Origin of the sequence: Prochlorococcus marinus XMU1405, from assembly GCF_017696275.1 — a bacterium.
In the GTDB taxonomy this organism is placed as follows: domain Bacteria; phylum Cyanobacteriota; class Cyanobacteriia; order PCC-6307; family Cyanobiaceae; genus Prochlorococcus_A; species Prochlorococcus_A marinus_AB.
Window position 1 is genome coordinate 128,721 of sequence record NZ_JAAORF010000003.1, and the last position, 16,295, is coordinate 145,015.

Sequence of the window (16,295 nt, forward strand, 5' to 3'; positions counted from 1 at the left end):
AAGAAATTAGAGTAGATTTACTTTTTTGTAAAAGTATGGTCGATAATGCCACTGTTAGGATAAAAATCAATAACTAATTCTTTTAATTTAACTCTAATATTTTCGAAATCATTTTTTTTCATAAGACTTTTAAGACACTCGATCTCTTTCACCAATTCATCAAATTCCATAAAAGGTTCATTAGATCTAAAAATCTTTGGATGTTTTGTTCTTACTGGATTATTTGATAAGAGCAATTCTTCATAAAGTTTCTCTCCAGGCCTCAAGCCTGTTATAACTATTTCAATATCGCCTTGTGAATTAGGTGATGATTTCAAAGTTAAGCCTGATAATTCAATCATTTTTACTGCTAAGTCATATATTTTAATTGGAGCTCCCATATCTAGAACAAACACATCTCCTCCCTCTGCAAGTGCTCCAGCTTGAATTACTAATTGAGAGGCTTCTGTAATTGTCATAAAATATCTTGTAATCTTTTTATGAGTCAAAGTTACTGGCCCACCTTTTTTTATTTGATCTCTAAATTTTGGTATTACTGAACCAGAAGATTGAAGGACATTACCAAAGCGTACTATTGAAAATTTAGTATTGAACAAATTATCAGAATCACTATAAATTCTTTTATTGAATGCCTGCAAACAAAGCTCAGCCAATCTTTTTGTAGCCCCCATTATATTTGTTGGTCTTACTGCTTTATCTGTAGAAACAAAAACAAAATTTGAGACTTGATTAGTAATTGCTAGATTAGCTAACTCAAATGTTCCAATTACATTGTTTTTTAATCCTTCTATTAAGTTATATTCAACAATAGGAACATGTTTATAGGCCGCAGTATGGTATATAGTCTCAGGTTTCCATATTGAAACAATTTCTTTCATTCTTTTAACGTCTTGTACAGAACCTAGTAACGGAATTATTTCTGTATTTAATGGCTTTAATTGTTCTATTTCTGAATGAATAGAATAAAGTGCGAATTCACTTAGTTCTACCAACAAAAGTTTCTCTGGTTTTAATTTAATAATTTGTCGACACAATTCACTACCAATAGATCCTCCTGCACCAGTGACCAAAATAATTTTTTTATTTATATTTTTCTTCATTAATTCCTCGAAGGGTTCCACTTGTATTCTTCCTAACAAGTCATCAATATCTAAATCCACAAAATCTGTATAACTTTTCCCATTCGCAAGATCATCTATTCCTGGTATTGATCTAATAGCAATTTTGTATTTAGATAAATTTCGAATAATTTGGCTCCTTTCCTTTCTTTCAATTGAAGGTAATGCAAGAAAAATAAGATTAATTTTTTTTCTTTTAATAATTTTTTGCAGTTTTTCAGGAGAATATATGGGTTTACCATCTATAAAAAATCCTTGCTTATCTTTATTATCATCCAAAAATCCCTTAATAAGAACTTCATTACTATCCCGCATTGCTTGAACTAATTGTCTTCCTGACTGACCAGAACCATAAACCAAAGCATTATTCATCTTTTTATTATCATGATTCATGATTAGAATCTTTCTTAAGATAGACCTTGTAAATATTCTCCAAGAGCACATTATTATTAAAAAAATTAATGGCTGTATTAAACCTATTGATCTTGGGATACCACGAATACCAATAAAGCCAATAAAGGTTAAATAAAAAATTGAGTAAACAAATATAGCTCTAGATACTACTAATAAAGCATATGTTCCAGAATGTCTAAAAATAGCTTTATAAAGTCCAAAAACATAAAAAATAGGTAAAGAAAATGATAGTGCAAATATTAAAGCTTCAAAACCTTTTTCTGATAAATATACTAAATCACCAAGTCTCAAATAAAAAGAAGCCCAAATAGAAATTACACATGCAGAAAAATCTAAAGAGACAGCCACAAATGTTTTTGCAGATCTGGGTATATTAAGAATTTTATTTAATGATTTTTGAATTTTATTTAACATTATGATTTCCAATAACAAAACCTAATTTAAGAAATTTCAAATAAACTATCTTCAATTCCATAACTTATGATAAAACAAGGATATAAAATACTCTTTTTTAATTAATCCATTATTAACATAGCTTGTTCTATATTCTTTTATCAATATTATAAAAATAAAAATTTTAAATAAGCTATGAAAATTTGTTATTTGTAAAATAAATAATTTTTAACCAAGAAATTTAGAATTACATTTGATTTCAATATAATTAAAATACCCTAACTTTTAAAAAACTATAACTTACTTATCTGTGTCAAATTATTTTAAATAATGTATTATATTAAAGTTCTAGGTTAATAATTTGAAAAAAAAATATTTATCTTTTATTCCTTTTTTAGTTCTAAATTTTTTAGGTGAAAAAATAAATACTGAGACCCTCCATATAAAAAAAACCAATATAAGTTTTCCTGAAAAATCTTCAATTTCTAAGAACCTGTTAATAAATAATGAAATAGATATACAATATAATTTGCAAAATTTTGTCTATTTATTGGCAGAGAAAATTAATTCTCAAAATATTAATGACAACTCTACCTTTGATGGTTTAAATATTATTTCCAACTCACAATTAAAAACAAAAAATAAATTTATAGCTCAAGGTAATGTTCAAATCAAAAAAAATAATATGCATTTGCAATCAGATAAACTTATTTATGATTTAGAAAAAAGAATAATTACAGTATCTGGCAAAATTAAATTTATATCTGGTGAACAATTCTTTAATGCAAGCAAAATTGAATACAATTTAACGTTAAAAGAAGGCGTTATTAAAGATTTGTATGGAACTATTAATTTTGAAAAATTAGACTTAAAAAATTTTAAAAATACTTCATCAGATCAAAATCTTTTTAATGATATTGAAAGCTCTATTACAAATGTAAAGCTCAATAAATCAAGCACATTTGAATTTAATGATATTACTTCACCGCAAAACGTGAAAGTAGAAATAAATAACATGACGAAATGGCGGATGCAATCAGAAGAAATAAAAATAAAAGATGGTATATGGTCTGCAGAAATTCTTTATTTAACAAATGATCCATTCAATAAACCCCAAATAATATTAAAAAACAAGAATTTTAAAAGTTTTGAGAAAGATGGAAAATTCTTTATTGAATCTGAATGGAGCTCCATTATTTTGGAAGATAAATTGAATATTCCTATAGGCCCAAGAAAATATAATCTTAACAAAGGTAATAACTTCAGGTGGGGTATCGGATATGATAAGGGTAATAAAGATGGAATACATCTTATAAGATATGCTGATCCTTTAACTATAGGTAGGAAAACTAGCATTAATATTAATAAGGAATTTTATATTCAAAGACTTTTACAGGGGAACTCTAAAAGTTTTTCTAAAGAAAATGAATCTGTTCTAGCAGAAAAATCTGAACAAAGTACAAAATTTTCAGATTATTTTGGTTTAAGTAGTGAATTAAACTCTGAATTTTTTGGGTTGGATTTTAATTCTGAGATCAAATTTAATTCATTGGATTTTGATAAATTCAAAAAAATTATCACTTTTAAAGGAGAGTTATCTAAAAAACTGTATTCTTACCAAGATAAAGATAAAGAAAAGGAAACTACAATATCAATCTTTGGTACGTACCGAGATAAAGTATGGAATGGTTCAATTGGAGAAAAAGATATCCTCACTGCTTATGGTTTTAAATTAGAAGACAGTAAAAAGTGGAAAACTAATCAAGTTTCAAATCTTGAAAACATAGCAGCAGGATATGGAGAATATCAATCAAATAAAAAATCAACTGAAAATAATATTATCAGCCGAAAAAGATTAAATCTCCTTTGGCATAGAGAACATAATTTTCATCTTTGGAAGGTGAAAGATGATTCTGAATTAAACAAGGGATTTAAATTCACGCCAGAACCTATAAATAAAGGTATTGATTTATTAGTATCATCAAAGATCGATTTATATAGTTATGATGATGGAAATTTTCAAAATTTAATAACTTTTAAAGCTGGTCCTAATTTAACTTTAGGAAACTTAAAAAATAATTTCTTTGATTACACACGAATAAACATCTTTGGGAAAACTACAATTGCTAATGGTGAAAGTCCATTTGATTTTGATCAATCTGTTGATAATCATGCTATTGAATTAGGAATAGAGCAACAACTAATTGGACCATTGGTAATGAAATATTCAACCGAATATAATTTAGATATAGACTCTCCAAAATTTCATGAATTTTCAAATAATAAATATGAATTATCTTGGAATAGAAGAGCTTATAATATAGGAGTTTTTTATAATACAGATAAACAGACTGGAGGGGTCAATTTCGAAATTAATAGTTTTAGTTTTGATGGATTTAATGAAAAGTTTATTAATTAAAATTATCTTTAAAAACTAATTTAAAACATTCCAAGATACTGGATCTCCTCTAAATACGTCAGAGCGAAGAGTCTTACCAATTAATTCATCAAAAAATTTTGGATCCAAACCAAATCCAGGCCTAATCCTTCTTATATCGTTTTTTCTTAAAATATCTCCTTTCTTTAAGTCATTTACAAAGTAGATGGATCTTCTAAATTTTTTGTTTATATTTTCGGACAAAGGTCTTTTGAGATTATTTGAGATTGTCGCTTTAAATGCCAATTCAGATTCCTTGCATAAATCTTCTAATTGATTTGGCAGTATTGAAAAAGTTGAATCAGGACCACAATCGTCGTTATCAAGCTTAAAATGCTTTTCTATCGCTCTTGCACCAAGTGCAACTGATAATATTGCGGCCATATTTGAAGTTGTATGATCAGATAATCCAACCTCAACACCAAAATGATTAGCTAAGTATTTAATATCTCCGAGGTTTGAATCAGTTAGTTCAGCAGGATAATTACTAATACAATGAAATAAAAGAATATCTTTATTTCCTACTTTCAGGCAGGTCTCAACTGCATCAGCAATTTCATCTGCATTAGACATTCCAGTTGAAATGAACATTGGTTTTAATTTTTGGGCTGTATATTTTATTAAGGGTAAATCCGTAATCTCAAATGATGCAATCTTATAAGCTGGGGTATTTAATTCCTCTAGCAAATCAACTGCTGATTCATCAAAAGGTGTTGAGAAAATTGTTAACTTAATTTTCCTCGCAAATTCAAAAAGATCCTTATGCCATTCATATGGAGTATAAGCTTCTTTATATAGTTGATATAAATTATAACCTTTCCATAATCCATCATTAATTATGAAATCAACTTTATTAGAGTCAATAGTCATAGTATCGGGTGTATAGGTTTGGATTTTTACAGCATCAACTCCTGATTTCTTAGCTACTAAAATTGAATCTTTTGCTCTTCGAATATCTCCACCATGATTAGCTGATAGTTCTGCAATTATGTAAGGTTTAAATTGCTGGCCTATTTTTACTTTGTTAACTTCAAACATTATTATTCAATTGTCATTCAATCTAAATGATACCTGCAAAGGTTCACATCCAATAACTTTTAATATATTCAACATCCTTTTATTAGATTCTGCAATATTTATAAAAAAATAAGGTGCTACTTTTGAAGGTTCAGGTGGATTTGGATCAAAGTTTGTTCTTATATATTTTGATATATTCTTCACGATTCTCAAGGAAGGATTATTTAGGTTCAAGCCAATAGAATTATCATTTTGGATATAAAAAGTTCCAATTGCTACTGAGTTCTGATAAATCAAATACCAATCTTTATATGGAATTGATTTAACAAACTTCTTATGTTCGTTAAAGGATGGCAAATTTTTATGACTAATACTAAATTTTCTAGTTTGCAATAATTTATAAAGTTCCTCTGAAAGACCAGAATCTACTTTTTTATAAGATATTTCATGAAATAATTTTTCAAATTTCATAATTTTTTCATCTTGATAAATATTTAAGAAACCAGCTTTTTTAAAAATAATTTGACTAGGAATATTTTCTCTTTTTATGTTGGCATTTAGAGTACTTTCTATCTCTAATTCATATAAATCTATAGCTTCCAATAGAAAATTTTGGCTTAAACCTTTTCCCCTAAAAACTGGATTAATATTAATAGATATATCACTAACATTTGTTTTTTGATCAAGATCAAATCTACAAACACCAAACATTTTATTTTCTAATTCTCCGATATAAATATGCCTATTAGGATTCAATAAAGAATTTTCAAACCAACTTAAATGCTCTTCAAAATTAATATTTTCATTATTAATAAACATCTCCCTAGCAAGGGGATCATTGCGCCAAATGAAAAGCATCTCACAATCATTTCTTCTAGCTTTTCTTATATACATTTGGTTATCTTACAATTACAGATGATAGATTTATTTCGATATTTAGCTTTTGAAAATTCTATTTTAATATCACCGTATAAGATATAAGATTTCTTATAGTCCTCAAAATCTACCATTCGAATGAAATCATAGAATTTCTCTAAATTAATATCATTAGGTATTTCATTATCTTTATAAGATAATCGTTTAAATTCATGAATTTTTCCCTCTTGAGCTTTAGGAATTATATTATTTTTTATAATTTTGATGATTAATTTATTTATAACTTTGTTTAATCTAGAAAATATTTCTTTTAAAGATCCCTCAAGACAAATATTTAAAGAAGAATAAACAGCTCCCGAGTCTAATTCTTCTTCCATTTTTATTGCACAAACTGGGGATTCCTTAAATCCACTTAAAATTAAATTTTGAATTGGACTGCCTCCTCTACCATAGGGAAGTGGTGCAGTGTGAAAAACTATACATTTAAAATTCTTAAATATTTCTTTTTTTACTTTCCAACTCCAATGAACAAAAAAAATATAATCAGGTTTATAAAAGGAAATAAAATCAAAATTCAAATCATCTTTTTCTGATATGGTTATTACTTCAAAGTTAGCACTAATTTTTTTATCTAACTTAAACCACCTTTTTGAATTGCAAATTATTAATTTCATATTTATTCCTCCAATTTTCTGATAACTTCAAATGCTTCTGCCATTGGAATGCCAATTTGTTTTCCTCTGTATTCTGCTAAATTCTTTATCCCTTCTTTTGATCTACTATGTGGGAAATTTCTTATTTCTGATTTATAGGCATCGAGTGCTTTTAGTTTATATGGCCATTCTTTCTCAATTGAAACAAATAAATTTGGCAAGAATTTGCCAGTGACTGAATGGTGTCCATAATCTGTTGCAGAAGCTACTTCAAAAAGACGAATCTCCTTACATGATTCATTAGGTTGTGGACGAAAAGCTGTAAGTACAGCATTAGCTAATATTCTATGATCAATATTTAAATCAGAAGCACTTGAAGTATAAACAATATTAGGTTTTATTTTATTTTTAACTGATTCAATACACTTAACTATCTCAATTAGTGGATAGGTATCCAATTTATTGTCTGCGAATTCAAAAGAAGCAATCCAATTAAAACCTAAAATTTGACTTGCCAAAATCGCAGAATTTTTTCTGCCAATTTTAATTTCATTAGTTAAATTTTCTCTTGCACCTACTCCATCTGTCATAGAGATTGCATTAACTATATCTCCTTTATCAATATGTTTCTTAATTGTCCCTCCCATAGAAATAGACTCATCATCAGTATGAGGAGCAACTATTAGAACATTATTCTGCATTTGAAAAATGATTAAGTTTTACTTAAATTTAGTTATTAAAATAACTATAGGGAAAGTAATCACTAAAGACATAGTACTTAAAAACATAATTTAAATAGATTTTTATTAAATTTAGTTGTTAATACAATAATAGTATTCCTTTCTGAAGAGCAGAATCTATCATAATAAAATTAAAATTTTAGTTAAATATAAAAGCTTCCTAAATAATATTAATCCTTGCTGTTAGAATTTATTTATCTTTAAATGAGATTATTCTTAAAGTGCTAGAAAATTCATCAATATTAATTACTGGAGGTACTGGTTCATTCGGTAAAACATTCATACCTATGACCTTAAAAAAATATAATCCAAAAAGAATTGTAGTATTTTCAAGAGATGAAATGAAACAATGGGAGATGGCAAAGCAATATACTAATGATAATAGAATAAGATTTTTTATAGGAGATGTAAGAGATAAAGATCGTCTTTGGAGGGCTTTAAAAGATATTGATTATGTAGTACATGCAGCAGCTTTAAAAATTGTACCAAAAGCAGAATATGACCCTTTTGAATGTATAAGAACCAATGTAAATGGAGCTATGAACTTAATTGATGTAGCTATAGATAGGGGTGTTAAAAGAGTTGTCGCACTTTCAACAGATAAAGCTTGTAGTCCAAGTAATCTTTATGGAGCTACTAAACTTATTTCAGATAAAGTATTTATTTCTAGCAATTCTTATTCTCCCACGAATTCTGATACTTCTTTTTCCATTGTTAGATATGGGAACGTAATGGGTTCAAGAGGATCCGTAATACCTTTATTTTTAGATAAAGCCACTGAAAATGTTTTTCCAATAACTGATAAAAGAATGACAAGATTCATGATATCTCTGGATGAAGCAGTTAAATTAGTTTGGCATGCTTTTTTAGATATGTATGGTGGTGAAATTTACATTAAAAAAATCAAATCTATGAAAGTTATTGATATTGCAAAAGCAATAAATCCATCCTCAAAATTTAATCTTATTGGCATAAGACCAGGAGAAAAACTTCATGAAAATATGATTGGAGTAGAAGATGCCCCACATACATATGAATACGAAACTTATTACAAAATACTACCTGCTATAAATAATTGGAGTTTAGACAAAAAAAGAATCAATAATGGCAAATTAGTATCTTCAGATTTTACGTATTCTTCAAATTTGAATACAGATTGGATGGAAATTAAAGAATTACAAAACTGGATCCGAAATAATATGAAAACAATAAATACTTTCTAGAATAAAGAGGTGAAGAATTTTTTTGCAATGAGTAGTTTAAAAAAAAACGACTATATACCTTATGGATTACATTCAGTCACAGAAGAGGATATTGAAGCTGTTACTGATGTTCTTAGGAATAAGCCTTTAACTCAAGGGCTAAAAGTTGAGGAGTTTGAAAATGCAATTTCTAAGCAAGTTTGCGCCGATTATTGTGTAGCAGTTAATAGTGCCACAAGTGCTCTCCATTTGTCTTGCCTAGCTCTAGGAGTATCAGATAATGATATAGTCTGGACCTCTCCAATATCTTTTGTTGCTTCTGCCAATTGTGCTTTATATTGTGGAGCAAAAATTGACTTTGTTGACATAAATCCTTCAACAGGTTTATTAGATGTCTCTAAATTAAAAATAAAGCTTAAAAAGGCAGCAGCAAATAATTCCCTACCAAAAGTAATAATTCCAGTACACCTCGCGGGCAGTTCATGTAATATGCAAGAAATCTTTAATTTATCCAAAATATATAATTTTTCCATTATTGAAGATGCTAGTCATGCTATTGGAGCTGAATATAAAGAAAGTAAAGTAGGGAGTTGTAAATATAGTTCTATAACTGTTTTTAGTTTTCATCCTGTAAAAATAATAACCACTGGAGAAGGAGGCGCAGCGACAACTAACGACACCCAAATTGCAAATAGCTTAAAAAAACTTAGATCTCATGGAATTGTTAAAGATCATAATAAATTTATCAATTCTGCCGAAGGAAGTTGGAATTATGAGCAGCAATCTCTTGGTTTTAACTATAGGATTACTGATATTCAAGCTGCCCTAGGCTTAAGTCAACTAAAAAGGCTTAAAAAAATAACAGAGGAAAGAAATTACCTATTAAATTTTTATAGAGATATATTAAAAGATTTGCCTATCAGTTTTTTAGAAATACCTGAATTTAATTACTCCTCAGTACATCTTGCGATAATAAGGTTAAAGAAAATATCAAAAAAGTATTATTATAATGTCTTTGAAGGTTTAAAAGATAACAATATAGGAGTTCAACTTCATTATAAACCTATTTATAAGAATCCATATTTCGAAAAATTCAAATTTAATAAAGAGGAATTTCAAGGTGCTGAGATATATGAATCGTCCGCTATAAGTATTCCTCTATTTCCAGGTTTAAAGCCTAAACAACAAATGAGAATTAAAGAAATACTTCAAAAATTACTATAAAAAAATTTAATACTTTAAATAATTTATAAAATAAATTTTATTATCTCAAATAAACATATCTTTCTGGAAATATTTTGTTTAAAGATTATTTGAAATAATTGATAATTTTAATAAATAACTTCTAATAATTTTATTAGATTGACATATGATAAATTTTTATTTTTATTCCTTTTACTGTAAATTAAATTCAATATAAATAAGTTTTAAAAATGAATTTGCTCATAATTCCTGCAAGAGGAGGTAGTAAAAGAATACCAAGGAAAAATATAAAAAATTTCAAAGGAAAACCAATTATAGAATGGGCTATTACTGAATCAATGAAATTAAATCTTTTTGACAAATTTATAGTAAGCACAGATGATGAAGAAATTGCAGAAATTTCAGCTAAAGCAGGATTTGAAATACCTTTTTTGAGACCAAAGAATTTAGCTGATGATTACACTTCAACAAGGGATGTAGTTATTCATGCTATTAATTTCTTTAATGAAAAAAATGTTGAATTTGAAAAAGTTTGCTGTCTTTATCCTACGACTCCATTACTTGATGCCGAAGATATATCTAACGCTTTTCAAATTCTAAAAAAATCACAAAAAAATGTCTATGTTTTTTCTGCTTCAATATACTCCCATCCTATTCAGAGATCATTTTTTATAGAAAAAAATGGATTGTCAAAAATGTTTTTCCCTGAAAGTTTTTGCGAAAGAACTCAAGACTTAAAGTCCGCTTTTCATGATGCAGGTCAATTTTATATAGCTTCAGCAAAAACATGGTTAAATAATAAAAATATTTTCGAGAATGGCTTGCCATATATCCTCCCACAAAGTAAGTCAATTGATATTGATACTTTAGATGACTGGAAATTAGCAGAATTAATGCATGCAATAAACAAAAAATAAATAAATATTTTTAGATTTTCTGAAAGTTTTTGTGAAAAAAATATTTCATTTACTAACTGATATTGTTCTTTGTTAATCTGTTATTATTTGAAGATTGTTCATTGATAATATTACTTTAGAATGAACAAACACTTAATTAACGTATGCTAAAAACATATAAAAAAATTTGGGGTTTGCTCCTAGTAAGAGAGAGAAAGCAGGCATTTTTTTTACTTTTATTAATGGTTATTTTTGGAGTTGTAGAGACATTTAACATAGTTTCAATATTTCCTCTTGTCTCGGTTCTATCAGATCCTAGATTAATCCAAACCAATAATTATTTAAATTCAATTTATAAATACTTTGACTTTCAATCTAATGATCAATTCCTTGTCTTTTTAACAAGTGCAGTTTTTTTTATAACCATCACAAGAACATTATTTAATGGTTTTTTAAATCATTCCATTCTTCGATATACCCAGATGAGGAACAAAGACTTAAGTATAAGATTACTCAATTCTTATTTAAATAGACCTTATGTCTATTTTTTGACAAAACATAGTGCAGAAATGGCAAAAACAATCCTTTCTGAAGTTGAAGCAGTTATTTATGGTAGTCTCGTCCCAAGTTTAGAGTTAATTTCGAGATCAATTATAGCAATATTTGTTGTATCGGCTGTTCTATTTGCAAAGCCTGTAGTTGCTTTTATTGCAATTTTAACTTTTTCAATTTGTTATGGATTTATTTATTTTCTAATAAGAAAATATCTTTTAAAAAAAGCTTCTGAAAGAATAGAGGCAAACAAAAACCGTTTTTTAATTTCTCAAGAAGCACTTAAAGGAATAAAAGAAATTCAGGTAAAGGATGCAACAAATGCATATTTAAAAAATTTCAAAAAAGCAACAGATATTTTCCACAGATTAAGAGTTAATACTTCATTAGCAAAACTTATTCCAAATTTATTTATACAAATTTCTGTTACTGGAGGTATTTTGGTAGTCATATTAGTTCTTTTAACGCAAACCGGAGGTAATTATACTGAGATAATTCCTTTAGTAGCCTTTTACGCATTTGCAGGAATGAGAATACTGCCTGTTGCGCAAGGTATTTTTAAAAATCTAACTTCGATAAGATCAGGCAAACCTGCCCTTGAGATTTTGTATAAAGAGTTAGTTAGATCAAAGTTGAAGAAAAATTGTTTTCCTTTAGAAGTATTATCTCCAATTAAAAATAAAATTGAAATTCAGAATATCTCCTTTGCTTATCCAGATTCAAGAAGAGACGTTATTAAAGACTTATCGATAACAATTGATGCGAAAACTAGCGTAGCCTTTGTAGGTTCAACTGGGGCTGGTAAATCTACAACAATTGACCTAATTCTTGGTTTATTAGAGCCAGATAATGGTTGTATCAAAGTAGATAATATCCCACTCACTAGAAAAAATATAAAAAGTTGGCAAAAGTCGATCGGCTACGTTCCCCAGAGTATCTTTATTGCGGACGATACAATCGCAAGAAATATTGCTTTAGGATCAAATTCAAAGAGACTTGATTATGATCAAATAAGAAAAGTTGCAAGTCTTGCGAATCTTGATAAATTCATAGAAAATGATCTCCCATTCTCTTACGAAACTAAAGTTGGAGAGGCAGGCGTTAAATTATCGGGAGGTCAAAGACAAAGACTTGGGATTGCCAGAGCACTTTATAGTAACCCAAAAGTTCTAATATTTGATGAAGCTACTAGCGCTTTAGATAATCTTACAGAAAAAGCTATTATTGATAGTATTAATAATTTAAAAAATTCCATAACCTTAATTATGATCGCTCATAGGTTATCAACTATAAAAAATTGCGATAAAATTTTTCACCTGGAAAGTGGAGAATTAAGAAGTTTTGGGACATTTGTAGAGTTACAAAAGTCTGATGCACTTTTTAAAAAAATGTCTTCTAATTTTTTTTAAATGATTAACTCTCAAAGAAAAGAAGTATACATACCAATAGAAATAAAGCCACGAGAATTTATATCTCAGTTATTACTAAGTGCTGAATTAGCAAAAATAGGTTTGAGGGTTTATCTTGGTTCAAAAAAATCAATTGATGATTTAGTAGAGAATAAGAAAAATAAACAGGGTACCTATTTATATAAAGGTGGAGGCGGAACTATCAACAAGTTTAAAAAATTATCAAAACTCGTCAGTTCTATAGCTGTGCTTGATCAGGAGATAAGTCCTTGCCTAATTGACTCAGGGGTTACTATAAAAAATAGATTTGTAAAAGGATGTCTTAAATATGTGTCTAGGTTGTATTATGTTGGTCCAGAAACAAAAAAGAAAGCATCTGAAGTTTTAGAGGATATTGACGCCAGCCTAATAAAAGCCTATGGATGGCCTAGAGTTGATATATGGCAACCATCACTTCATCATATTTGGAAAGATCAAATAAGAGATATTAAGAAAAAATTTCCCCAACCATTTCTCTTATTTACATCTGATTTTGGTTGTAATTCAGAAAAACTTCTTGCAGAAAGATGCCTAGCGCTAGAAAAAAGGGGTCGCCGCAAGACAGCAAAAGATATAAGTTGGTTCAAGAATTTGTATAGGAATCACCACAAAAAATATCTTGAATTTATTAATTTTTTGCCCTTGCTAGACGCTGACGAAGATATTCCAACAATCATTATTAGACCTCACCCATCAGAAGATCATTCATGTTGGGAAGAAGATGTTCGGCATCTTTCAAAAATACATGTTGTTTATGAGGGCACTATTAGCCCTTGGATATTAAGTAGTGAAGGAGTTCTACATCGAGGATGTACTTCAGCTATTGAAGCCGCAATTTCAAGAAAGAAATTTGCAATTCTTTCAAATTTTGCAATTAAAAATAGTGGATCAATAGCTTCTGTGATTTCAACAGAAATAAAGAGTCTGGATACATTAAAAATCTGGCTGAAACAAAGATATGAAGAAAAAATAGAAAATTCAAGTTTTTATCCTTTGCTAAAAGATCATATAAATTTTTCAAACAAAAAAGCTGCTGAAGAAATTGCTCAAGACTTATCCTCATTATCGGGAGAAAAAGTTTTCCCCTCCGATTTGAATATTAAAAAATCAACTAAATCTAAAATAAAAATATTTTTTTATAAATTAAAGAATAAAATCTTTAGAAAAAAAGACTATGTTCCTAAATTGCCTAAAAAAAATAAAATGCAAGATGGAATTAAACTACTGGAGTGCAAATATTTTTTAGAATTAATTTATCCAGAACTTTTTTTCTCAATTCATGAGACAAATAAAGATTTAATAAAAATTGAATTTAATAATTTAGATTAATAATCCTAAAATCCTTAGAAATTATTTTAAAATTTTAGTAGTTTTTTTGGGACGCCGAAAAGACTAAGAGTTTTAAAATTAAAAATTTTGAAATAAATAATTTTTATAATTTTTATTAAAAATATCCTCTCTTCGCAAAAAAATGAAACTACTCAAATCTTAAAATTAAGATAAATAATTAACTTTCTAATTATGAATCTTTAAATCTTTTTTTATCTGTCTAGTTTATTTATAAAGTAAAAAATTTTATTTAATTGTGATATTTTAAAATTAAGGAAATAGCAAATCTATGGATAGAACTATAAGTAATCATGCAATTTGCTATGTAGCTTTTGGTGAACTTTATATAGCACAAGCTTTATTATCAATAAAGTCTTTAAAGAAAATAGATAATCAAACAAAAATAGTTTTGATAACTAATATAAAATTCAATCTAGATTTGATTGAGTTTTGGGATAAAAGCAAAGATGAAATACTTTTATTTCCGGAATCTCTCACCAAAAATAGAAATTACAAAACAAATATTGACAAATATGTAAATGCAGAGAAAGTTGCTTACATAGACAGCGATACGATTGTTTTATCCGACTTTTCTATGGCATGGAATTTTCTAGATTATTTTGATATTTGTTTTAAATTTAACCCTGTAAGACAAAAAAAACAGGGGAAAGGTGACATTTTAATACTTGATAAAAAATATAAAGTCCAACAATTACCTCATTTTAATGGAGGTTTATTCTTCTTTAAAAAGTCAAAAGTAACTATTGATTTTTTTCGAATGTGGAATGAAAGTTTTAAGAAATTTGATTTACCTTATGATCAAATAAGTCTTAATGAATCATTATTTAAGTCCAAAGTAAGAATACTTCCATTAACTGCTGAATGGAACTATTTCCCAGATCTAAATTTCTTTAGAGGTAAAATAAGAAAACCAATTATTTTTCATTACACAAACAGAATTTCTTTTGTTATAGAAAAAGAACTTTTGAAGATAGCAGATCTTACTAGTCTTAATAAATTAAATATAAAAGAGAAAATCAAGCAAAGACGAAAAGAGAGAAGAAAAAAAATTGGTCGTTTTGAATGGTTAAAATTATTGTCACTTTGGATAATTAACTTCACGTCAGAGAAGAAAAGACTTAATCTCTAAATAAATCAATAAAAATTTGCATTTTTTCAAATCATTAAATCTATCTACAAAAGATAGGAAGAACGAGATCCCTTCCTCTTTTAGAGTAGGGGAAGTAGTTATTAATAATTTAAATCCCTTAGGTGGAATGTTTAAGAAAGGAGTAACTAAAGCGGGAAGAATATCACTCTCGGGTAATCTAAATGATGGGACTAAGGTTAAAGTATATGAATCATTTAGTTCGAGTCAAATTAATCTTAGGAAGATATTAGGAGATAAACTAGAAAAAGAAGATACTTTATTTCCTCCTATTTTGGCATCTGATGAAAATTTTATAGTTGAAAAATGGATCTCAGGTAAAAGATTATCGGAAATAAAGCCAAATATCTTGGATAAATATTCAGAAAGATTAATAAATTTTATAAAAGAAATCCATTATGACTCCTCTTTTAATGAAATCGCAAAAGCCCATAGAGACTCTTTCTGTTATTTATCAGATTATTTAATGATGAGATTAAAACCTTGGCAAAAATGGTTTCCAGTTGAAAATTTGATAAATGAATGGATTAAATCAGATTCGGAAACAGAAAAAATCATTCAAACAAGAATTTCTCATCCTGATCTTTCGCTATCTAATATTATCTTATGTCCTAATGAAAATATTTATATTGTTGATAATGAGTTAATAGGAGCCGGCAAAGGTTGGCTATTAGACGAACGCAATTCATTTTTTAGAGATAAGGTTCTTTCACCAAAATATGAAGATCCAATTAAAAATTTTTACAACCTTTCTTGGAAATTGCGTCTTGTGGGATCTGCATTAGATGAAGGCGATTTTTATCGTGCTAAAAGAATGGCCGATCTTAAAAGGATTTAAAACTTATCACA

Annotated in this window: 13 protein-coding genes; 8 read left to right on the top strand and 5 right to left on the bottom strand. The window is 27.8% G+C overall.

All coding sequences use genetic code 11. The features are described 5' to 3' along the window. Positions 1-17 precede the first annotated feature (17 nt). Positions 18-1,946, bottom strand: a complete 1,929-nt coding sequence (locus HA148_RS06740) for a polysaccharide biosynthesis protein (RefSeq protein WP_209131315.1) — start codon at positions 1,944-1,946, stop codon at positions 18-20. A 340-nt stretch (positions 1,947-2,286) separates the two neighbouring features. On the opposite strand from HA148_RS06740, the gene HA148_RS06745 reads away from it, so the two are divergent. Continuing rightward, on the top strand, positions 2,287-4,344 hold the full coding sequence (locus HA148_RS06745) for a DUF3769 domain-containing protein (RefSeq protein WP_209131317.1): 2,058 nt from the start codon (positions 2,287-2,289) through the stop codon (positions 4,342-4,344). Between the two features lie 15 nt (positions 4,345-4,359). On the opposite strand, the gene pseI is transcribed toward HA148_RS06745, so the two are convergent. Genes pseI through HA148_RS06765 form a run of 4 tightly spaced genes read right to left on the bottom strand, consistent with a single transcriptional unit; the run spans position 4,360 to position 7,609 of the window. Next, the gene (gene pseI, locus HA148_RS06750) at positions 4,360-5,400 is read right to left on the bottom strand and encodes a pseudaminic acid synthase (protein ID WP_209131319.1); all 1,041 of its coding nucleotides are present in this window, start codon (positions 5,398-5,400) and stop codon (positions 4,360-4,362) included. Positions 5,401-5,406: 6 nt separating this feature from the next. Then, positions 5,407-6,273, bottom strand: a complete 867-nt coding sequence (locus HA148_RS06755) for a GNAT family N-acetyltransferase (RefSeq protein WP_209131321.1) — start codon at positions 6,271-6,273, stop codon at positions 5,407-5,409. After that, on the bottom strand, positions 6,264-6,929 hold the full coding sequence (locus HA148_RS06760) for a formyltransferase family protein (protein ID WP_209131323.1): 666 nt from the start codon (positions 6,927-6,929) through the stop codon (positions 6,264-6,266). The genes HA148_RS06755 and HA148_RS06760 overlap by 10 nt, the downstream gene beginning before the upstream one ends. 2 nt (positions 6,930-6,931) lie before the next feature. Then, a complete protein-coding gene (locus tag HA148_RS06765) occupies positions 6,932-7,609 on the bottom strand; it encodes a PIG-L deacetylase family protein (protein ID WP_209131326.1) in 678 nt (225 codons plus the stop codon). Between the two features lie 260 nt (positions 7,610-7,869). Between HA148_RS06765 and pseB the strand changes: the two genes are divergently transcribed. The 7 genes from pseB to HA148_RS06800 all read left to right on the top strand — a co-directional run bounded on the left by pseB (position 7,870) and on the right by HA148_RS06800 (position 16,284). Beyond that, positions 7,870-8,871 (top strand): UDP-N-acetylglucosamine 4,6-dehydratase (inverting), encoded by a 1,002-nt coding sequence (pseB, locus tag HA148_RS06770; protein ID WP_209131328.1) that lies wholly within the window; start codon positions 7,870-7,872, stop codon positions 8,869-8,871. Positions 8,872-8,898: 27 nt separating this feature from the next. Next, positions 8,899-10,074, top strand: coding sequence for a UDP-4-amino-4,6-dideoxy-N-acetyl-beta-L-altrosamine transaminase (gene pseC, locus HA148_RS06775; protein ID WP_209131330.1), 1,176 nt, complete (start codon positions 8,899-8,901; stop codon positions 10,072-10,074). 209 nt (positions 10,075-10,283) lie between these two features. After that, positions 10,284-10,970, top strand: coding sequence for a pseudaminic acid cytidylyltransferase (gene pseF, locus HA148_RS06780; protein WP_209131332.1), 687 nt, complete (start codon positions 10,284-10,286; stop codon positions 10,968-10,970). A gap of 143 nt (positions 10,971-11,113) precedes the next feature. Continuing rightward, positions 11,114-12,910: an ABC transporter ATP-binding protein gene (locus tag HA148_RS06785; RefSeq protein ID WP_209131334.1), complete on the top strand. Its 1,797-nt coding sequence runs from the start codon at positions 11,114-11,116 to the stop codon at positions 12,908-12,910. Beyond that, positions 12,911-14,278, top strand: a complete 1,368-nt coding sequence (locus HA148_RS06790; protein ID WP_209131336.1) for a surface carbohydrate biosynthesis protein — start codon at positions 12,911-12,913, stop codon at positions 14,276-14,278. Between the two features lie 289 nt (positions 14,279-14,567). After that, a complete protein-coding gene (locus HA148_RS06795; protein ID WP_209131338.1) occupies positions 14,568-15,428 on the top strand; it encodes a putative nucleotide-diphospho-sugar transferase in 861 nt (286 codons plus the stop codon). A gap of 16 nt (positions 15,429-15,444) precedes the next feature. Further along, positions 15,445-16,284 carry a hypothetical protein gene (locus HA148_RS06800; protein WP_209131340.1) on the top strand — a complete coding sequence of 280 codons (840 nt, stop codon included), beginning with the start codon at positions 15,445-15,447 and terminating at the stop codon, positions 16,282-16,284. Positions 16,285-16,295: the final 11 nt, after the last annotated feature.